The organism is Allobranchiibius sp. GilTou38, assembly GCF_017565325.1.
Taxonomy (GTDB): domain Bacteria; phylum Actinomycetota; class Actinomycetes; order Actinomycetales; family Dermatophilaceae; genus Allobranchiibius; species Allobranchiibius huperziae.
The window spans coordinates 33,541-52,104 of the sequence record NZ_JAGEKN010000003.1; the positions used below are offsets into that span (position 1 = coordinate 33,541).

Sequence of the window (18,564 nt, forward strand, 5' to 3'; positions counted from 1 at the left end):
CTGTCTTTATGACCGCGGAGCGCAATTCGAGCGTCGACGGGCAGGTCGAGGTACGCGTCGTCCACTCGGTGGATCGGATGCTGTCCCCTGAGACGGTCGAGCAGATCTACGCCGCAGCCTCCGCGCAGGCTCCTCTCTCCGAGCCGGCGGTCGTTGCGACGATGTATGCGGGGCTGTACGCGCGGGCTCGCGCCGCATCAGGCCTGGCCATGGCAATCGCCCTGGACGAGGGCTCGCCGGTGGGGTTCGCTTACGGCCACGACTGGAGTTGGGGCGGGCAGGCTGACGCCTGGTCGACTCAGCTGCGAGAGCGAATCGGAGACAACGTCGCCCAGCAGATCGCCGACTCGTACGCAGTCGAACTTCTTGCGGTCCTGCCGGCTGCGAGCGGGATGGGTGTGGGTCGGCGACTTCTGGAAGAGCTCGTCGACACGGCGAAGTCCGACACCGCCTGGCTGCAGACCACGGACTTCGATTCCCCTGCGCGACGGTTGTATCGGCGCGCCGGATGGCGAACGCTCGGCCACGGACCAGATGCCCCGAACGGAAGTCCGGGGCTCGTCCTGATGCACGAGCGAACGCCGACGACCGACTCTTGACCCTCACACGGTGTCAGGCGGGAGAACGGTGTCATGTTGATCGGAGACTTCGCTCGGCTCGGGCAGGTGTCGGTGCGGATGCTGCGCCACTACGACGCGCTCGGGCTGCTCACGCCCGCCAGCGTCGACACGTCCAGCAGCTGTCCGTCCTCGATCGCATCGTGGCACTGAAGGATCTCGGTCTCACGCTGGAGCAGATCGGCCAGCTGCTGACGGATCGCATCGGAGTGCAGGAGCAGAACGGGATGCTCCGGTTGCGGCGCAGCGAGCTCGAGGACGAGATGCGCGCCGCCGGCACCCGGCTTGCGGCGGGCCGAGTCAGGGGCACAAGAGCACAGAACGATCGAGAAGGAGCACGACATGCCCACGGATTACGTCGTCAAGCAGGTGCCGGCCGTACGGCTCGCTGCCGTCAGCGCCACCGTCGACCCGGCGGAGATAGGTCAGCACGTCGAGCCGATGTTCGTCCGCGTGCAGACCGCGCTGCAGTCCGCCGGCGCCAGTCTGTCCACCCCGATGGCGACCTACGCCGAGGCGGAGGACGGGATGGACGTGGTCGTCGGATACGCCCACGAGGGCACTCCGCCGGCCGGGCGGAGGCCGTGGACCTGCCGTCCGCGAACGCGGTGTGCGGGGTCCACCTCGGCCCGATGGACCGCATCCGGGAGTCCTGGCAGGGGCTGCACCGCTGGCTGATCGACAACGGCTACGAGTACGACGGAGCCGCCCGCGAGCTCTACGTGCGGGCCGAATCGACGCACCAGCAGGACTGGGTGACCGAGTTGCAACAGCCCGTCCGGCAGAAGTGAGTTTCGGACATGCACGGCGGGGCAGATGTGACCCGCGGTGCATGTCCAAAATCAGGCGGGTGGGCGCGAGGAGTAGAGGTGCGACTCCACGAAGTCACCGGTGCCGAGCGCGGGTCCGACCAGGATGACCGCCGCCTGCCGCAGACCGTGCTCGTGCACCTGACCGGCGATGTCGGCCAGGGTCCCGCGCAGGACCAGCTCGGCCGGCTGACTGACCTGCGAGCCGATGACCACCGGGCAGTCCGCGCCGTAGTGCGGGGTCAGCCGCTCGACGATGGTGTCGATGTGCCGGATCGCCAGGTGCAGCACCAGCGTCGCGCCCGTCGCGGCGTACGCCTCGAGCGACTCCCCCGCGGGCATCTTCGTGGAGTCCTTCTGCACCCGCGTGAGCACGACGGACTGGGCGACCTCGGGGACGGTGAGCTCCCGCCCCACCAGGGCTGCGGTCGCGGCGTACGCCGGGACGCCGGGTGTCACGTCCCAGTCCACGCCCGCCTGGTCCAGGCGCCGGGTCTGTTCGGCGATCGCGGAGTAGACCGACGGGTCACCGGAGCACAGCCGTGCGACGTCGGCGCCGCGTGAGTCCGCCGCCACCAGGTGCTCCGTGATCGCGTCGAGATTGAGGTGCTGGGTGTCGATGAGCTCGGCGTCCGGCGGGCAGTGCGCCAGCACCGCATCGTCCAGGTAGGTGCCGGCGTAGAGGCACACCGGGCTCTGCTCGAGCAGCCGCACCGCGCGCAGCGTGAGCAGGTCGGCGGCGCCGGGTCCGGCGCCGATGAAGTGCACGGTCACGGCATTCCCTTCGTGGAGCTCCACTGGACGACGGCACGCGACGGTGTCCACGACACCTGCGCGCCCAGGGACGTCGCGCGCTCGATGCTGATCCGCGTCAGTTCCCCGCCGAAGCGCTCCTGAGCACCGACGAGCAGGGCCTCCGTGCTCAGGGTCACCGCATGCGCGACGAGCCGCCCGCCCGGCCGCAACCGCGATCGCACGGCGTCGATGAGGGCCGGAGAGAGGCCTCCGCCGACGAAGACCGCGTCCGGATCCGGGAGATCCGCCAGCGCGTCGATCGACGCGGACTCCACGACCGTGACGTCCGACACGACACCGAACTCCCTGGCATTGCTGCGGATCCGCTCGGCACGCGCCGCGTTGTGCTCGACCGCGCTCACGCTGGCACCGGGCGCGGCCAGGGCCCACTCGATCCCGACGGCACCCGATCCGGCACCGAGGTCCCACAGGTGGCCGCCGGGCGTCGGGCGCAGATGAGCGAGAGCGGACGCGCGTACGTCGCGCTTGCTGATCTGGCCGTCGTGCTCGAACGACGCTTCGGGTCGCCCCGGAGCCGGACCCACCGCCGCTGCCGTCAACGGCGACGCCGATACCGCGAAGACCTCCACGCAGACCAGCACCAGGTCGGCGGTGCGCTCAGCCGACCACCCCGCGGCGGAGGCGCGCAACGACCCCTCGGCCGCGCCACCCAGATGCCACCAGGCCGTCATCAACGAGGCACCCCACCCCTGCTGCGTCAGCAGGCGGGCCAGCACCCCGGGCGTGTTCCCGTCGCTGCACAGCACGACCAGATGCGCACCGGGGGCGAGGTGACGGCGTACGCCGTCCGGTGAGCGGCCGACGAGCGTCACCACGGTCGTCTGCTCGGCCGACCACCCCATCCGGGCCCGCGCGAGCGTCTCGGAGGACAGCCCTGGGTGTACACGCACGGCGCCGGCCCCCAGCAGGTCGATGAGGGTGGTCCCGATGCCGGAGCGCAGCGGGTCGCCACTGGCCAGTGCCACGACGTGCCCGATGGGTGCGTCGGCGGCGTGCACCTCGGCGAGCATCGCCGCCAGTCCCTCGCGCAGCGGCGAGGGCCACGGGCGACGGGTCTGGCCCGGCACGTCGGGCACCATGTCCAGGTGCCGGCGGCCGCCGAGCAGCGTCCGGGCGCCCATCACCAGGGCCCGGCTCCGAGGGGAAAGCTCGGCTTCGCCGCCGTCCCCAATGCCCACGACGTCGATCACGTCGGCACTCTAGGCGAGGGCGCCGATATGACATGATCGCTGCGACGCAGGGCGAGGAATCCGGTGAGAATCCGGAGCGGTCCCGCCACTGTGAGCTGCCGGAGTCGATCCGGCACGAGCCAGGATGTCGGCCTGCGTCACGCCCGGTCGGCGACCCGACCGGGCCACTCGACCGGCGAGCGTGGTCACTCGTCAGAAGGGCCCGTGGATTCCGTGCCGCAGTTCCCGTTCTCCGCCATCGTCGGTGCCGACGAGATGGCCATCGCGCTGGTCCTGACGACCGTCGCCCCCGATGTCGGCGGCGTGCTCGTCCGCGGCGAGAAGGGCACCGCGAAGTCGACGATGGTGCGCTCGCTCGCGGCGGTCCTGCCCGAGCAGGACGTCGTCGACGGATGCCGGTTCGGCTGCGACCCGAGCGAGCCCGACCCGCAGTGCCCCGACGGCCCGCACACACCCGGCGAGGACGCCGTGCAACGGCCGGCCCGGCTGGTCGAGCTGCCGATCGGCGCCAGCGACGACCGGGTCACCGGATCGCTCGACCTCAGCCGCGCGCTCGGATCGGGGCAGACGGCGTTCGAGCCGGGCCTGCTCGCCGACGCGCACCGAGGCCTGCTCTACGTCGACGAGGTCAACCTGCTGCAGGACCACCTGGTCGACCTCCTGCTCGATGCCGCCGCGATGGGCCGCAACACCGTCGAGCGTGACGGCGTGTCGGTGACCCACGCCGCGCGCATCATGCTGATCGGCACCATGAACCCCGAAGAGGGTGAGCTGCGACCCCAGCTGCTCGACCGCTTCGGCCTGTCCGTTGAGATCACCGCGTCCCGGGTGCCGCAGGAGCGCGTGGAGATCGTCCGTCGCCGACTGGCCTACGACGCCGACCCCGAGGGCTTCGCCACGACGTACGCCGACGCGCAGGCCACGCTCGGCGCGCGGCTGGCCGCCGCGCAGCAGCGGCTGGCCGACGTGGAGCTGTCGGACTGGGCGCTGGGCAAGATCGCGACCGTCTGCGCCGGGTTCGACGTCGACGGGATGCGCGCGGACATCGTGACGGCTCGCGCGGCCCGGGCGCACGCAGCGTGGCAGGACCGCGACAGTGTCGCCCGCGAGGACATCCGGGTCGCTGCGAAGCTGGCCCTGCCGCACCGTCGCCGGCGCAAGCCGTTCGACGCGCCAGGCCTGGACGAGGACCTGCTCGACCGACTGCTCGGTGATGACGACGAGCCGGATCCCACACCCGACGACACGAACGACGACCCGGATCCGCAGCAGCCGCAGCCTGATTCGCAGAACGATGGCGAGGAGACCGACCGCGAGGATTCCCCGTCCGGTGGTGACTCGTCGTCCTCCGACAGCGGCGATTCCGGGCAGGACGCCGCCCCGCCGACCCCGCACCAGGACGGTGGCCAGGCCGACCGCTCCGACCAGGAGCAGGAGCTCGACACGGCGGCGCCCGAGGCGCCGAGCGCGGCCCTGCAGGTCGCGCAGGCCGAGGAGCCCTACCGGGTGCGGTCGTTCACCGTGCGCGGCGTGGGCCGCGGAGAGGCCGGCCGGCGCAGCCGGGCGATTACCAACTGGGGCGCGACGATCGGCTCCGAGCGCGACGGCACCGGCGCGGTGCACCTGCCCGCCACCATCCGGGCGGCCGCACTGCGCGGCGCGGGTCGGGCGGGCGCCGGGCGACTGCACGTCGCCGGTGAGGACCTGCGCCACAAGGTGACTCAGGGCCGTGAGTCCAACCTCGTCCTCATCGCCGTCGACGCCTCCGGATCGATGGGCGCGCGCGAACGGATGCGCGAGGTCAAGACCGCCGTCATCAGCCTCCTGACCGACGCCTACCAGCGCCGCGACCGGGTCGGCGTGGTCACCTTCCGCGGCGCCGAGGCCGACCTGGCGCTGCCCCCGACACACTCGGTCGAGGCGGCCGCGGCCTGCCTGACCGACCTGCCGCACGGCGGCCGTACGCCGCTCGCCGAGGGACTGCTGGCCGCCGCCCGCGCCCTGGAGGTCGAGCGCATCCGCGACCCGCACCGGCGGGTGCTGCTCGTCCTGGTCACCGACGGCCGCGCGACCTCCGGGCCGGACGCCCTCGAGCGCGCCCGCTGGGTCGCCGACCGCTGGCCGAGCACCGGGGTGGACGCAGTGGTCGTCGACGCCGAGACCGGCCGGTTCCGGATGGGCCTGGCCGCCGACCTCGCCGAGCGGATGGGCGCCGAGCACGTGACATTGGCAGAATTCGCCGCCGACAGCCTGGTCAGCGCCATCCGCGAGAGGAGTGTGGCCTGATGCCGAAGGGACAGACCCCCGTCGCCGCGGCGGACGGACTCACCACCCGGGCACGGCGCAACTCCCCCCTGGTCGTCGTGCACGGCGGCGACGGCAAGGGCAAGTCCACGGCCGCGTTCGGGCTCGCGCTGCGCGGCTGGAACCAGGGCTGGTCGATCGGTGTCTTCCAGTTCGTGAAGTCCGCCAAGTGGCGCATCGGTGAGCAGAGCGCCCTCGAAGCGCTCGACGTCGTACACTCCGAGACCGGCCAGGGCGGCCCGATCGAGTGGCACAAGATGGGCTCGGGCTGGTCGTGGTCCCGCAAGGCCGGCAGCGAGCAGGAGCACGCCGACGCCGCCCGCGAGGGATGGGTCGAGATCAAGCGGCGCCTCGCCGAGCAGACCCACACGCTCTACATCCTCGACGAGTTCACCTACGTCATGAAGTGGGGCTGGGTCGACGTCGACGACGTCGTGAGCACGCTGCGCGACCGCCCCGGCCACCAGCACGTGGTCATCACCGGTCGCAACCCCGACCCCCGCCTGCTGGAGATCGCCGACGTGGCGACCGAGATGACCAAGATCGCGCACCCCTTCGACAAGGGCCAGAAGGGCCAGAAGGGCATCGAGTGGTGACCCGGCTGCCCCGCGTCGTGATCGCCGCCGCCGCCTCGGGTCAGGGCAAGACCACGGTGGCCGTCGGCATCATGGCCGCGCTGCGCCGCCGCGGACTCGCGGTCGCACCGGCCAAGGTCGGCCCCGACTACATCGACCCCGGCTACCACGCGCTCGCGACCGGTCGCCCCGGCCGCAACCTCGACCCGTGGCTGACCTCACCGGAGCAGATCGCGCCGCTGCTGCTGCACGGAGCGCGCACGCCGTACACCGCGGACCTGTCGGTCATCGAGGGCGTCATGGGCCTGTACGACGGGCAGATGGGCACGGACGGCTTCGCCTCGACCGCCCACGTCGCCACGCTGACCGATTCACCGGTGCTGCTGGTCATCGACATCTCCTCGGCGGCCCGCACGATCGCCGCGAGCGTGCACGGACTTGCCAGCTACGACCCGTCGGTGCGCGTCGCAGGCGTCGTGCTCAACAAGGCCGGCAGCGCCCGGCACGCTGCTGAGGTACGCCGCGCCGTCGAGGCCACCGGCCTGCCTGTCCTGGGAGTCCTGCCCCGCGACGCGGGCGTCAGCGTGCCCTCCCGCCACCTCGGACTCGTCCCCGCCGCCGAGCGCGACGAGGCCGCGGCCGGACTCGACCGGCTCGCCGGCCAGATCGCCGAGCACCTCGACCTCGACGCCGTCCTGGATCTCGCACGCACCGCGCCGGACCTGGCCGACGAGCCCTGGACCCCGCCGGTCGTCCACCGCACCACGCCGCCGCGCGTCGTGGCCGTCGCCGGTGGGCAGGCCTTCACCTTCCGCTACGCCGAGACCGACGAACTGCTGCGCGCCGCCGGGTGCGAGCCGGTCGTCTTCGACCCGGCGACCGACACGTCCCTGCCGCAGGGCACCAGCGGCCTCTACCTCGGCGGCGGTTTCCCCGAGGCGCACGCGCCCGCGCTGACGCGCAACACGCCCCTGCTCGCCGAGCTGCGCGACGCCGTCGCGTCCGGGATGCCGACCGTCGCCGAGTGCGCCGGGCTGCTCTATCTCGCAGAGGCACTCGACGACCACCCCATGGTCGGCGCCCTGCCCGCGGCTGCTGCGATGCATCCGCGCCTGACCCTCGGATACCGCACCGCGGTCCTCCCGGTCGACGGGATGCTGGGCGCCGCCGCCACGGCAGTGCACGCCCACGAGTTCCACCGCACCCGGACGACTCCCCCGACCGCCGGGCCCGGCGCCTGGCTGGTCGACGGTGCACCGGTCGGGTTCGCGCTCGACCCCGCCGGAACGGGCCGCCCGACCGTGCACGCGTCGTACCTGCACGTCCACTGGGCCGGGAATCCATCCCTCGCGACGTCGTTCGCCGACGCGGTGCACGCATACGAGCCCGTGACCACGGGTGCACGTCCTTCAGACGACCACGCGCCGGTGGCAGCGCACCCCGCGACCACCGCGGACGCCGTCGACCCTCTGGACCACCACGGCGATGCCGAGCTCCGCGGCACCGGACGCACCCTGGTCGACCTCGCCGTCAACGTGCGGGTGCCCGTCCCGCCGGTCTGGCTCAGCGACCGGATCGCTGCCTGCACCACCCGCTTGGCCGCGTATCCCGATGTCTCGCAAGCGCGTACGGCGATCGCTCGTCGCCATGGCGTGCCCGAGACGATGGTGCTGCCGACCAGCGGCGCCGCCGAGGCCTTCACCCTCATCGCCCGCGCCGTGCCCGGAAGGCACCCGCTCGTGGTGCACCCGCAGTTCACCGAGCCCGAGGCGGCGCTGCGCCGCGTCGGCCGGGTGCCCGAGCGCCACCTCCTGCACGGCGACACCGGCTTCGTCCTCGACCCGGCTCTGGTCGACCCGAACGCCGACCTCGTCCTGCTCGGCAACCCCACCAACCCGACCGGCGTCCTGCACCCGCGCGCCTCCCTCGAGTCCCTGCTGGGCCCCGGTCGCACCGTCGTCGTCGACGAAGCATTCATCGATGCCGTGCCGGGAGAGCTCGATTCGCTGATCAGCGCGCAGATGCCCGGCCTCCTGGTGCTGCGCTCACTCACCAAGACCTGGGGGTTGGCCGGACTGCGCGCCGGCTACGTCGTCGGCGACCCAGACCTCATCGCGCTCCTGGCGCAGCACCAGCCGCCGTGGTCGGTGTCGACGCCCGCGGCGGTCGTGATGTCCGCGACCGCGACCCGGTCCGCGCTCGAGCAGGCCGACGACCTCGCCCGAAAGGCGACCAGCGACCGGGCGTACCTCGTCCGCGGTCTGCAGGAACGGGGGCTGCGGCCGGTCGACGGAGTGGCCCCATTCGTGCTTGTCGAAGGGCCCTCGGGGGCACGGGAAGCGCTGCGCGACAACGGCTTCGCCGTCCGTCGCGGCGACACCTTCCCAGGCTTGAACGCCGCCTGGATCCGCATCGCCGTGCGTGACACCACCACGACGGATGCCTTCCTGACCGCGCTCGACGACGTCCTCGCCCACACCGCCGCGTCCGCACCCGAGCTCGCCCGATGAGGCTCGACATCCCCGGCACCGGCGCTCGCGTGCTGGTGCGCGACCCGGGGCCGCGCGTGGCCGAGATCGTGCACACCCTGCTCGACGGTGGAGCCGTCGTCGACGTACAGGAGTCCGGGACGCACCCGGTGGTGCGTGACCTGGCCGCGCGCCGCCTCGTCACGGTGGTCGCCGCACCCGATCTCACGGCGTACGACGTCGTGTTGCGCGACCCGGCGCTCGAGGCGCAGGAGCCGCCACGGCCCAGTACCGGTGGGCGGGTGGTGCTGGTCGGCGGCGGTCCCGGCGACCGCGGCCTGCTCACGCTCGCCGGGATGCAGGCACTGCGCGAGGCCGACGTCGTGGTCTGCGACCGACTGGCGCCGCTCGGAGTACTCGACGAGCTGGATCCCCGGCCGGAGATCATCCACGTCGGCAAGATCCCCTCGGGTGCCTTCACGCCTCAGGAGCGGATCAACGAGATCCTCGTCGAGCAAGCCCAGGCTGGGCGCAACGTCGTGCGGTTCAAGGGCGGCGACAGCTTCGTCTTCGGCCGCGGCGGCGAGGAATGGAACGCGTGCGTCGACGCGGGCGTTTCGGTCACAGTGATCCCTGGTGTCACTTCGTCCATCGCTGCACCTGCGCTCGCCGGGATCCCCCTCACCCACCGCGATGTCATCCAGGGTTTCGTGGTCGTCTCCGGGCACGTCGCCCCCGACGACCCGCGCAGCACCGTCGACTGGCGGGCGGTCGCCGAGACGCGGATGACGGTCGTCGTCCTGATGGGAGTCAAGACGCTCGGGAGCATCGCCGACGCACTCGTCGCGCACGGCCTCGACCCGGAGACGCCCGCGGCATCGGTCGCGGACGCCGGCCTGCCGAGTCAGCGCGTCGCCCGCGGCCCGTTGCGCGAGATCGCCCGGATCGGCGACGACGCGGACATCCGGCCACCCGCCGTCACGGTGATCGGTCACTCGGTCGCCGCGCTGCGCCCCCAGAACACCGGCACGTCGTGAGGCAGCTGCTGATCGGCCTGCGCCTCGCCGTCGGCACCCTGTCCATCGTCCCCGTGGGCACGCTGCCCGAGGTGGACCGCACCAGTGCACGCTGGGCGATGGTGCTGGCACCCGTGGGTGCGCTGCCCGTCGCGGTGCTCGCCGGGCTGCTGGCCTGGGTCGGACCGATGGTGCACCTACCGGCACTGGTGGTCGGCATCGTCGTCTGCGCGGCGCTCGGCTGGGGCACCCGCGCCATGCACTGGGACGGCCTCGCGGACACCGCCGACGGCCTCGCCGCGGGGTGGAGCCGCGAACGCGCCCTGGAGGTCATGCGCAAGGGCGACACGGGCCCCGTGGCGGTCGGCGTGCTCGTGGTCGTCCTGCTGCTCGACGCCGCCGCCATTGCCGCCGTTGCCCCGGACTCCTGGGGGTGGCTGCTCGTCGGCGTCGCCGTGCTCGCGTCCCGGGCTGCCTGCACGCTGGTCGCCGTACGCGGCCTGCCGCCCGCCCGCTCCGACGGCCTCGGTGTCGTCGTGGCCGACAACGTGCCCGGCCCCGCCCTCGCGGTCACGGTGCTGGTGACGCTGGCGATCGCCGCCGCGGCGGGTCTCGTCGCCGGGCACGTCGTGCTCGCCCCGGTCGCCGTCGCCCTCGGATTCGTCGCGGTGTCGGTGCTCGCGATCCGCTGCCGCACGGTGCTCGGTGGCGTCACCGGAGACGTGATGGGCGCCGGGGTCGAGATCGCCCTCGCCGTGAGCCTGCTCGTCCTGTCCACCCGGGGTGGCGCGTGAAGACCCTGATCCTCGGCGGCATCCGATCGGGCAAGTCCGCAGTCGCCGAACGCACGCTCGCCGGCGTACCGGCCGTCACGTACGTCGCGACCGGCCCCGGCCCCGAGTTGGACGACGACTGGGCCCACCGGGTGCACGCCCACCGCGAGCGTCGCCCCGCGCACTGGTCGACGGTCGAATCCGTCGATCTGCCAGCCGTGTTCGCCGACCTCACCCGGCCCGCACTGGTCGACGGGCTCGGCACGTGGCTCACCGCCCACCTCGACCGACTGCAGGCCTGGGACGCGCCGCGTGAGGACTGGGAACCCGCGGCGCTGACGCTGATCGACGACCTCGCGACCGCCGTCCGCGACTGCGCCCACGACCTCGTGATCGTCTCGGACGAGGTCGGCCTCACGCTCGTCCCCGAGCACCGCTCGGCCCGGGTGTTCGCCGATCTGCTGGGCCTGACCAATCAGCGCGTCGCCGACGCCTGCGACGCGGTGCAGCTCGTCGTGGCCGGGCAGGTGCTGACGGTGAAGGCGCCGTGAGACCCGACCCCATCGCCGCGGGTCTCCTCGTCGGGTACGCCGCCGACCTGGCCTTCGGCGATCCCCGCCGCGGCCACCCCGTCGCCGGCTTCGGCAGTGCGGCCGCGGCGCTGGAGCAGCGCACCTACGCGCCTCGCCGCTCCCGCGGCGTCCTGCACGAGGCCATGCTGGTCGGTGGGGTCGTCGTCCTCGGCGGCGCCGCCGCTCGCGTGCGCCCGCAGGTGCCGGTCGTCGCCCTGGCCACCTGGACGGTGCTGGGCGGACGCTCCCTCATTCGTGAGGCGGCCGCGATGCACGACCTGCTGGCGCGGGACGACCTCGCCGGGGCAAGAGTGCGGATCCGGCATCTCGTCGGGCGGGACAGTTCGCAACTGTCGCCTGCCGAGCTCGCCCGCGCCTGCATCGAATCGGTCGCCGAGAACGGCGCCGACGCAGTGGTGAGCCCGCTCTTCTGGGGAGCGATCGCCGGCGTCCCCGGCCTGATCGGCTACCGCGCGGTCAACACGCTGGACGCGACGATCGGGCACCGTTCCGTGCGCTACCGCGAGTTCGGTTGGGCCGCAGCGCGGCTGGACGATGTGGCGAACTGGGTGCCCGCGCGGCTGACCGTGCTGTCGATCGCCCTGGCCACCGGGTCCCCTACGGCGTCGCGTCGGGTGCTCCATGTCGTACGCCGTGACGCGCCTGCCCACCCGAGCCCCAACGCCGGTCCGGTCGAGGCGGCGTTCGCGGCAGCGCTCGGTCGTCGCCTGGGGGGCCGCAACACCTACCGCGGCGTCACCGACGACCGCGGCACGCTGGGCGACGGACCCGACGTCGACGTCTCGGACATCGACGCCGCGGCCCGGCTGCACCATCGCACCGCCGCCATCGCCCTGGCACTCGTCGTCGGTGGGCGTCTCGTCACCCGAGCAGCGCGGCGACGCATGCGTCGACGCAGCTGACCTCGCGCAACCCGGCGGGTGCGTCCGGCCGGGACAGCACGACGACCGGCACCCCCAGCCTGGCCGCGGCATCGAGCTTGGCGCTGGTGTAGGCGCCGCCGGAGTCCTTCGTCACCAGCACGTCGATCCGCTGGTCCCGCAGCAGCGCGAGCTCACCGTCGATGTCGTACGGCCCGCGGTCCTGCACGACGGTCCACCGCGGCGGAAGCGGCTCCTGCACGGGCTCGACGACGCGCACCAGCACGTCACGATCGCTCCACGTCCTGAACGCCGGAAGCGTCTGCCGCCCGCTGGTCACGAACGGCCGCGCGCCGATATCCCCGGCGACGTCACACAGCTCGGACAGCGAGCCGCACCGGTGCCATCCGGCAGCGTCGGGCCGACCGGACCAGCCGGGGCGGGCGAGGCGGATCGACGGGATGCCGACGTCCGCAGACGCCTGCGCCGCGTGCTGCGTCATCGTCGCGGCGAATGGATGGGTGGCGTCGACCAGATGGGTGACCTCGGAGGAGCGCAGGTACGCCGCCAGGCCGGCCGCACCGCCGAAGCCGCCGATCCGCACCTGCCCGACGGGCAACCGCGGCCGGGCGACCCGACCGGCCAGGGAGGACACGAACGGCACGCCGGCGCCCTGCAATCGGTCGGCCAGGTCGCGTGCCTCGGCGGTGCCACCGAGGATCAGGACGAACACGTGCCCGAGGGTACGGCGAAGGGCCCGCGGCGCGCACGCCACGGGCCCTTCGACTGAGCTCAGCTCAGTACAACTCGGACGGGTCCTTGTCGGTCCAGTCCAGGGTGCGCTGCACGGCCTTGTTCCACTTGGAGTAGAGCCACTTGACCTTGTCCTTGTCCATCTTGGGCTCCCAGCGCTTGTCCTCGGCCCACTGCTTGCGCAGCTCGCCCTCGTCCTTCCAGAACCCGACCGCGAGCCCCGCGGCGTACGCCGCACCGAGCGCCGTCGTCTCGCTCACGACCGGACGGATGACCGGCACTCCGAGGATGTCGGCCTGGAACTGCATGAGGGTCTCGTTGACGACCATGCCGCCGTCGACCTTCAGCTCGGTGAGAGCGACACCGGAGTCGGCGTTCATCGCGTCGACGACCTCACGTGACTGGAACGCGGTGGCCTCCAGCGCGGCGCGGCAGATGTGGCTGCGGTTGTTGAACCGGGTGAGACCGACGATGACACCACGCGCGTCCGGACGCCAGTGCGGCGCGAACAGACCGGAGAACGCCGGCACGATGTAGACGTCGCCGTTGTCGTCGACCTCCTTGGCGTAGTCCTCGACCTGCGGCGCGGAGTCGATCATCTTCAGGTTGTCGCGCAGCCACTGCACCAGCGAGCCGGTCACCGCGACCGAACCCTCGAGCGCGTAGATCGGCTTCTTGTCGCCGATCTTGTAACAGACGGTGGTGAGCAGGCCGTTCTTGGACATGACCTTCTCCTCACCGGTGTTGAGGAGCACGAAGTTGCCGGTGCCGTAGGTGTTCTTGGCGGTGCCGATCTCGAAGCACACCTGCCCGAACGTCGCCGCCTGCTGGTCACCGAGGATGCCGGCGATCGGCACCCCGGCCAGCGGGCCGCGCTCACGGACCTTGCCGTACTCCTCGGAGCTGGAGTGGATCTCCGGGAGCATCGACTTGGGGATGCCCATGTCCTTGACGATGTCGTCGTCCCACTGGAGCGTGTCCAGGTCCATCATCAGGGTGCGCGAGGCGTTGGTGACGTCGGTGTAGTGCTTGCCGCCCTCGGTGCCGCCGGTGAGGTTCCACAGCACCCAGGTGTCCATGTTGCCGAAGAGCAGGTCGCCGGCCTCGGCCTTCTCGCGGGCACCGTCGACGTTGTCCAGGATCCAGCGCACCTTCGGGCCGGAGAAGTAGGTCGCGAGCGGCAGCCCGACCTTGTCCTTGTAGATGTCCGCGCCCGTGTCACCGGCGAGCTCGTCGCAGATGCGCTGGGTGCGGGTGTCCTGCCAGACGATGGCGTTGTAGACCGACTTGCCGGTGGTCTTGTCCCAGACGACCGCGGTCTCGCGCTGGTTGGTGATGCCGACCGCGGCGACGTCGCTGGTCGCGGCGTCCAGTTTCACCAGAGCGTCGGCGCAGACCTGGCGGGTGTTGTGCCAGATCTCCTCGGGGTTGTGCTCGACCCACCCCGACTTGGGGAAGATCTGTTCGTGTTCCATCTGCGCGGACGCCGCGATGGCGCCGTTGTGGTCAAAGAGGATGCAGCGGGTGCTGGTCGTCCCCTGGTCGATCGAAGCGATGTACTTGGCCATGGTGCTGATCTCCTAGATGGGTGCGGTACGCGCGACTTCCTGGGGGTCGGTCCGTCGGCTCCCTACGAAGTATCGAAGAGCAACGAGCTCTTCGCAGGGGTTCGTTACATGTAGGCCCGGGCGACCAGCGCCGCGAGCAGGCAGCCGATGATCGGGCCGACGACCGGCACCCAGGCGTAGCTCCAGTTGCTGGAGTCCTTGTTCGGGATCGGCAGCACGAAGTGGGCGATCCGGGGTCCGAGGTCACGGGCGGGGTTGATCGCGTATCCGGTCGGGCCACCGAGGCTCACTCCGATCGCGACCACGATCAGGGCGACGCCGAGCGCGCCCGCGGGCGCGTCGCTGAAGGTCGTGCCTCCGGAAGCACTACTGATCTTGTTGGTCATCCCGGACACCAGGACGTAGAAGATCAGCACGAACGTGGCGATGATCTCGGTCACCAGGTTCCACGCGTAGGACTTGATGGCCGGGCCGGTGGAGAAGATACCGAGGGACGGTGCGTCGAGCCGGTCGTCGAACTGCTTCTTGTATGCCGCCCACATCGCCACCGCGCCGAGGAAGGCTCCGAGGAACTCACCGGCGAAGTAGACCAGCGTGGACCCGGGGGTGATCGACACTCCCGTGGCATAGCTCTTGGCGCCGCTCGCCCAGAGCCCGATCGTGACGGCGGGGTTGAGGTGGGCGCCCGACTTGTACGCGGCGTACACACCGCCGAACACACCGAGGCCCCAACCGAAGTTGATCATGAGCGTGCCGCCCTCGAAGCCGCCCGCCTTGGGCAGCACGACGTTGGCGACCACGCCGGTACCCAAGACGATCAGGATCGCGGTGCCGAGCACCTCACTGACGAACACCGACCACAGACTCATTGACTCTCCTCGGTAGGCCCAGGTAGCAGCTCGTGTGAGCGGCGTCACACCGTACCGTACGCCGTTTTACCGTGACCCAGATCACGTCTTTCGTCCAGTCTGCTCGCAGGGATCGCACAGGACGCATCGAATCCAGGACGGTGCGCACGGTGACATGAGGCGGGCTTAAGCTCGGAACGACACCCGATGAGGAGCTCCCATGGTGATGCAACCTTTCAGCGCGACCCTGTCGCCGCAGCAGCACGAGCAGGCCTGGAACGCATTGCGCGACACAGAGTTCGACGTCCTGGTCATCGGCGGTGGTGTCACCGGGGCCGGTTCGGCACTCGATGCCGCCACCCGCGGCCTGAAGGTGGCGATGGTCGAGGCGCGCGACTTCGCGAGCGGTACGTCATCGCGCAGCAGCAAGCTGTTCCACGGTGGTCTGCGCTACCTGGAGCAGCTCAACTTCAGCCTGGTGGCCGAGGCGCTCAAGGAGCGCGAACTGATGCTCACCACGATCGCCCCGCACCTGGTGCACCCGGTGCCGTTCCTCTACCCGATCAAGCACCGTTACTGGGAGCGCCCGTACATCGCGAGCGGCCTGATGCTCTACGACAACATCAACGGCAAGCAGTCGGTGCCCCGCCAGAAGCACCTCACCCGCACCAGCGCGCTGCGGCTCTTCCCCAGCCTGAAGAAGAGCGCCCTCGTCGGGGCGGTGCGCTACTTCGACGCCCAGTCCGACGACGCCCGCCACACGATGACGGTGGTGCGCACGGCCGCCCACTACGGCGCGGTGGTGCGCAACTCCACCGAGGTCGTCAAGATCGTCAAGGAGGCCGACCGGGTGGTCGGCGCGGTCGTGCGCGACGTCGAGAGCGGCGATGAGGTCACCGTCCGCGCGAAGGTCGTGGTCAACGCCACCGGGGTGTGGACCGATGACGTGCAGAAGATGGCCGGCGGCCGGGGGCGCTTCCACGTTCGCGCGTCCAAAGGCGTGCACATCCTCGTGCCGCGCGACCGCATCGCCGGCGAGGTCGGGCTGATCCTGCGCACCGAGAAGTCCGTGCTGTTCGTGATCCCGTTCGGACAGCAATGGATCATCGGCACCACCGACACCGACTGGGTCTACGATCTCGCGCACCCTGCGGCGACGTCCAAGGACATCGACTACATCCTCGAGCACGTCAACACGGTGCTCACCACCCCTGTCAGTCGCGACGACATCCTCGGGGTCTACTCCGGCCTGCGGCCGCTGCTCGCCGGTGAGAGCGAGGACACCAGCCAGCTGTCCCGTGAGCACGCGGTGGCACGTCCGCAGCCCGGACTGATCTCCATCGCCGGTGGCAAGTACACGACGTACCGGGTGATGGCGGCCGATGCGATCGACGCGTGCGCGGAGGATCTGGGCGAGCTCAAGCCGTCGGTCACCGAGCACGTGCCGCTCGTGGGCGCCGACGGCTACAAGGCGATGATCAACCTCAAGAGCGAGCTCGCCAAGGAGGCAGGCATCTCCACCTGGCGCGTGGAGCACCTGCTGGGCCGCTACGGATCGAAGCTGAACGAGCTGCTGTCGCTCGGCGACGACGACCCCACGATGCTGGACCCGGTGACCGGCGCCGAGGAGTACCTCCGCGCGGAGCTGAAGTACGCCGTCACGCACGAAGGTGCGAAGCACATCACCGACGTGCTCGCCCGACGTACCCGGATCTCCATCGACACCAAGCACCGCGGTGTCGACTGCGTGGACGAGACGGCGGCCATCATGGCCACCGAGCTGGGCTGGGACGAGGCGACAGTCGAGCACGAGAAGGCCGCGTACGTCGAGCGGGTGCATGCCGAGCGCAAGTCCCAGGAGCTGTCCACGGACGAGGAGTCCGACGCGGCTCGTCGCGAGGCTGCCGAGAGCCGTGGCGGCCTGCGTCAGGTGACCGCCACCCGCTGAACGCCCACCGAGCCGGGCCCGTCGAGCGACGGGCCCGGCTCAGGCGCGTCGGATCCGGAACGGGCCCTTCGCCGTGGACGGGTCGACCACGCGGCTCCCTTGCACGATGACGACCTGGCCGGACTCCACGAGTCGTCGCGCGGCGCGCCGAGCCGGCTCCGCGAGGTCCTCGTCGACGTCGCCGCGAGCGCTCACCGCCTCGGCCGCGTCGCTCGGTGCGATGGTGGCCGTGCGCGAACCGGACGCGAGCAGCCGCAGGATCGCCTTTTCCAACAGCGTGTCGGTCTGCGTGACCCCACGACGACGGCACGCGGCACTGCAGTAGCGCACCTGCTCCCAGTCGCGCTCCCACTTCCGGCGCCACTCGATCCGGCGCCCGCACGACACGCAGGTCCTGTCCGCAGGTGTGCTCACCCCGCCAGTCTGCCGCTGGGCCACTACGGTGACGGTCGACCCCTCTCTCCGCGATCTCCGAGGTCCCCATGCGCGCCGACACCTTCCTCCTGCAGTCCGCCGACGACACCCCGTTGCACGTACGTCGATGGCTGCCCGACGGCGACCCCACGGCGGTCGTCCAGGTGGCCCACGGCATGGCGGAGCACTCGGGCCGGTACGAGCGGTTCGCGCAGGCGCTGACCGCGGCGGGGTACGCCGTCTACGCCGAGGACCACCGCGGCCACGGCCGCACCTCCGGGGGTGCGGACACCGGCTACCTCGCCGACTCCGACGGCTGGAACGTGGTGGTGGAGGACCTGGCCGCGGTCACCGCGCGAGCCTCGTCCGAGCACCCCCACCTGCCGATGGTGCTCTTCGGCCACAGCATGGGCTCGTTCCTCGCACGGTCGTACGCGATGGTCCACGGCACCGACCTCGCCGGGCTCGTGCTGTGCGGGACGGCCGGCGACCCGGGCACCCTCGGCGCGGTGGGCAAGGGGGTGGCGACGCTCGAGGCGCGGACCCTCGGACGCCGCCACACCAGCAAGGTGATGAACACTCTGACCTTCGGCCAGTACAACGCGGCGTTCAAGCCGAACCGCACCGACTTCGACTGGCTGTCGCGCGACCCGGCCGAGGTCGACGCGTACATCGCCGACCCTCGGTGCGGCGAGGTCTTCACGGCCGGGTTCTACATCGATCTGCTCGGCGCCCTCGCTCAGATCAACCGCGACGACCAGGTCGCGCGCATCCCGGCCGGCCTGCCGATCCTGCTCATCTCCGGTGACCACGATCCGGTCGGTGGCAAGGGCGGCGCCGGCGTCAAGGCCGTCGCGGCGCAGCTGGAGAAGTCCGGGGTCCGCGACGTGACGCTCACGCTCTACCCCGGTGCCCGGCACGAGCTGCTCAACGAGACCAACCGCGACGAGGTCACCGCCGACGTCCTGGCCTGGATCGCCGCCCACGTCCCCCGGGACTGAGGGGAAGGACC

At 71.4% G+C, this 18,564-nt stretch carries 19 protein-coding genes and 1 riboswitch; of the genes, 13 read left to right on the forward strand and 6 right to left on the reverse strand.

The features are described from left to right. The first annotated feature begins 8 nt into the window (after positions 1 to 8). The 4 genes from JOB34_RS00655 to JOB34_RS00670 all read left to right on the forward strand — a co-directional run bounded on the left by JOB34_RS00655 (position 9) and on the right by JOB34_RS00670 (position 1,408). Positions 9 to 599: a GNAT family N-acetyltransferase gene (locus tag JOB34_RS00655; protein WP_208050919.1), complete on the forward strand. Its 591-nt coding sequence runs from the start codon at positions 9 to 11 to the stop codon at positions 597 to 599. Positions 600 to 632: 33 nt separating this feature from the next. Then, positions 633 to 770: a MerR family DNA-binding transcriptional regulator gene (locus JOB34_RS00660; protein ID WP_208050920.1), complete on the forward strand. Its 138-nt coding sequence runs from the start codon at positions 633 to 635 to the stop codon at positions 768 to 770. Between the two features lie 189 nt (positions 771 to 959). Continuing rightward, positions 960 to 1,295: a hypothetical protein gene (locus tag JOB34_RS00665; RefSeq protein ID WP_208051136.1), complete on the forward strand. Its 336-nt coding sequence runs from the start codon at positions 960 to 962 to the stop codon at positions 1,293 to 1,295. After that, positions 1,250 to 1,408: a GyrI-like domain-containing protein gene (locus tag JOB34_RS00670; RefSeq protein ID WP_347813673.1), complete on the forward strand. Its 159-nt coding sequence runs from the start codon at positions 1,250 to 1,252 to the stop codon at positions 1,406 to 1,408. The genes JOB34_RS00665 and JOB34_RS00670 overlap by 46 nt, the downstream gene beginning before the upstream one ends. 51 nt (positions 1,409 to 1,459) lie before the next feature. Here JOB34_RS00670 and JOB34_RS00675 read toward each other — a convergent pair whose 3' ends face one another. After that, positions 1,460 to 2,200 carry an SAM-dependent methyltransferase gene (locus JOB34_RS00675; protein ID WP_208050922.1) on the reverse strand — a complete coding sequence of 247 codons (741 nt, stop codon included), beginning with the start codon at positions 2,198 to 2,200 and terminating at the stop codon, positions 1,460 to 1,462. Continuing rightward, entirely contained in the window at positions 2,197 to 3,432 is a 1,236-nt protein-coding gene (cbiT, locus tag JOB34_RS17965; RefSeq protein WP_208050923.1) for a precorrin-6Y C5,15-methyltransferase (decarboxylating) subunit CbiT, read from the reverse strand. Before cbiT ends, JOB34_RS00675 begins: the two co-directional genes overlap by 4 nt. Before the next feature lie 56 nt (positions 3,433 to 3,488). Continuing rightward, positions 3,489 to 3,559: riboswitch (cobalamin riboswitch) on the forward strand. A gap of 77 nt (positions 3,560 to 3,636) precedes the next feature. Between cbiT and JOB34_RS00685 the strand changes: the two genes are divergently transcribed. The 7 genes from JOB34_RS00685 to cbiB are packed head-to-tail and all read left to right on the forward strand — an operon-like array spanning position 3,637 to position 12,063. Beyond that, complete coding sequence (locus JOB34_RS00685; RefSeq protein ID WP_347813674.1) at positions 3,637 to 5,718, forward strand: VWA domain-containing protein; 2,082 nt, start codon at positions 3,637 to 3,639, stop codon at positions 5,716 to 5,718. After that, a complete protein-coding gene (gene cobO / locus JOB34_RS00690; protein WP_208050924.1) occupies positions 5,718 to 6,332 on the forward strand; it encodes a cob(I)yrinic acid a,c-diamide adenosyltransferase in 615 nt (204 codons plus the stop codon). The genes JOB34_RS00685 and cobO overlap by 1 nt, the downstream gene beginning before the upstream one ends. Then, positions 6,329 to 8,821, forward strand: coding sequence for a cobyrinate a,c-diamide synthase (locus tag JOB34_RS00695; protein ID WP_208050925.1), 2,493 nt, complete (start codon positions 6,329 to 6,331; stop codon positions 8,819 to 8,821). The genes cobO and JOB34_RS00695 overlap by 4 nt, the downstream gene beginning before the upstream one ends. Next, entirely contained in the window at positions 8,818 to 9,816 is a 999-nt protein-coding gene (cobA, locus tag JOB34_RS00700) for a uroporphyrinogen-III C-methyltransferase (protein WP_208050926.1), read from the forward strand. Before JOB34_RS00695 ends, cobA begins: the two co-directional genes overlap by 4 nt. Next, entirely contained in the window at positions 9,813 to 10,589 is a 777-nt protein-coding gene (locus tag JOB34_RS00705; RefSeq protein WP_233764221.1) for an adenosylcobinamide-GDP ribazoletransferase, read from the forward strand. Before cobA ends, JOB34_RS00705 begins: the two co-directional genes overlap by 4 nt. Next, positions 10,586 to 11,119, forward strand: coding sequence for a bifunctional adenosylcobinamide kinase/adenosylcobinamide-phosphate guanylyltransferase (locus JOB34_RS00710; protein ID WP_208050927.1), 534 nt, complete (start codon positions 10,586 to 10,588; stop codon positions 11,117 to 11,119). Before JOB34_RS00705 ends, JOB34_RS00710 begins: the two co-directional genes overlap by 4 nt. After that, positions 11,116 to 12,063, forward strand: coding sequence for an adenosylcobinamide-phosphate synthase CbiB (gene cbiB, locus JOB34_RS00715; RefSeq protein ID WP_208050928.1), 948 nt, complete (start codon positions 11,116 to 11,118; stop codon positions 12,061 to 12,063). Before JOB34_RS00710 ends, cbiB begins: the two co-directional genes overlap by 4 nt. Here cbiB and JOB34_RS00720 read toward each other — a convergent pair. The 3 genes from JOB34_RS00720 to JOB34_RS00730 form a co-directional block, all read right to left on the reverse strand. Further along, entirely contained in the window at positions 12,023 to 12,754 is a 732-nt protein-coding gene (locus tag JOB34_RS00720; protein ID WP_208050929.1) for a cobalt-precorrin-6A reductase, read from the reverse strand. The genes cbiB and JOB34_RS00720 overlap by 41 nt on opposite strands. Positions 12,755 to 12,818: 64 nt before the next feature. Further along, on the reverse strand, positions 12,819 to 14,342 hold the full coding sequence (gene glpK / locus JOB34_RS00725) for a glycerol kinase GlpK (RefSeq protein WP_208050930.1): 1,524 nt from the start codon (positions 14,340 to 14,342) through the stop codon (positions 12,819 to 12,821). Positions 14,343 to 14,446: 104 nt separating this feature from the next. Next, positions 14,447 to 15,211: an MIP/aquaporin family protein gene (locus JOB34_RS00730; protein ID WP_208050931.1), complete on the reverse strand. Its 765-nt coding sequence runs from the start codon at positions 15,209 to 15,211 to the stop codon at positions 14,447 to 14,449. A 199-nt stretch (positions 15,212 to 15,410) separates the two neighbouring features. On the opposite strand from JOB34_RS00730, the gene JOB34_RS00735 reads away from it, so the two are divergent. Beyond that, the gene (locus tag JOB34_RS00735) at positions 15,411 to 17,138 is read left to right on the forward strand and encodes a glycerol-3-phosphate dehydrogenase/oxidase (protein WP_208050932.1); all 1,728 of its coding nucleotides are present in this window, start codon (positions 15,411 to 15,413) and stop codon (positions 17,136 to 17,138) included. 39 nt (positions 17,139 to 17,177) lie between these two features. Here JOB34_RS00735 and JOB34_RS17970 read toward each other — a convergent pair whose 3' ends face one another. Next, the gene (locus JOB34_RS17970) at positions 17,178 to 17,552 is read right to left on the reverse strand and encodes a DUF3253 domain-containing protein (protein ID WP_347813675.1); all 375 of its coding nucleotides are present in this window, start codon (positions 17,550 to 17,552) and stop codon (positions 17,178 to 17,180) included. A gap of 68 nt (positions 17,553 to 17,620) precedes the next feature. On the opposite strand from JOB34_RS17970, the gene JOB34_RS00745 reads away from it, so the two are divergent. Then, a complete protein-coding gene (locus JOB34_RS00745; RefSeq protein ID WP_208050934.1) occupies positions 17,621 to 18,553 on the forward strand; it encodes an alpha/beta hydrolase in 933 nt (310 codons plus the stop codon). The last annotated feature ends 11 nt before the right edge of the window (positions 18,554 to 18,564 follow it).

Coding starts and splice junctions, on each gene's coding strand:
- glpK (WP_208050930.1), bottom strand. CDS start 14,342: ATGGCCAAGTACATCGCTTCGATCGACCAGGGGACGACCAGCACCCGC.
- JOB34_RS00665 (WP_208051136.1), top strand. CDS start 960: ATGCCCACGGATTACGTCGTCAAGCAGGTGCCGGCCGTACGGCTCGCT.
- cobA (WP_208050926.1), top strand. CDS start 8,818: ATGAGGCTCGACATCCCCGGCACCGGCGCTCGCGTGCTGGTGCGCGAC.
- JOB34_RS00655 (WP_208050919.1), top strand. CDS start 9: ATGACCGCGGAGCGCAATTCGAGCGTCGACGGGCAGGTCGAGGTACGC.
- JOB34_RS00735 (WP_208050932.1), top strand. CDS start 15,411: ATGGTGATGCAACCTTTCAGCGCGACCCTGTCGCCGCAGCAGCACGAG.
- cobO (WP_208050924.1), top strand. CDS start 5,718: ATGCCGAAGGGACAGACCCCCGTCGCCGCGGCGGACGGACTCACCACC.
- JOB34_RS00660 (WP_208050920.1), top strand. CDS start 633: ATGTTGATCGGAGACTTCGCTCGGCTCGGGCAGGTGTCGGTGCGGATG.
- JOB34_RS00745 (WP_208050934.1), top strand. CDS start 17,621: ATGCGCGCCGACACCTTCCTCCTGCAGTCCGCCGACGACACCCCGTTG.
- JOB34_RS00730 (WP_208050931.1), bottom strand. CDS start 15,211: ATGAGTCTGTGGTCGGTGTTCGTCAGTGAGGTGCTCGGCACCGCGATC.
- JOB34_RS00670 (WP_347813673.1), top strand. CDS start 1,250: ATGGACCGCATCCGGGAGTCCTGGCAGGGGCTGCACCGCTGGCTGATC.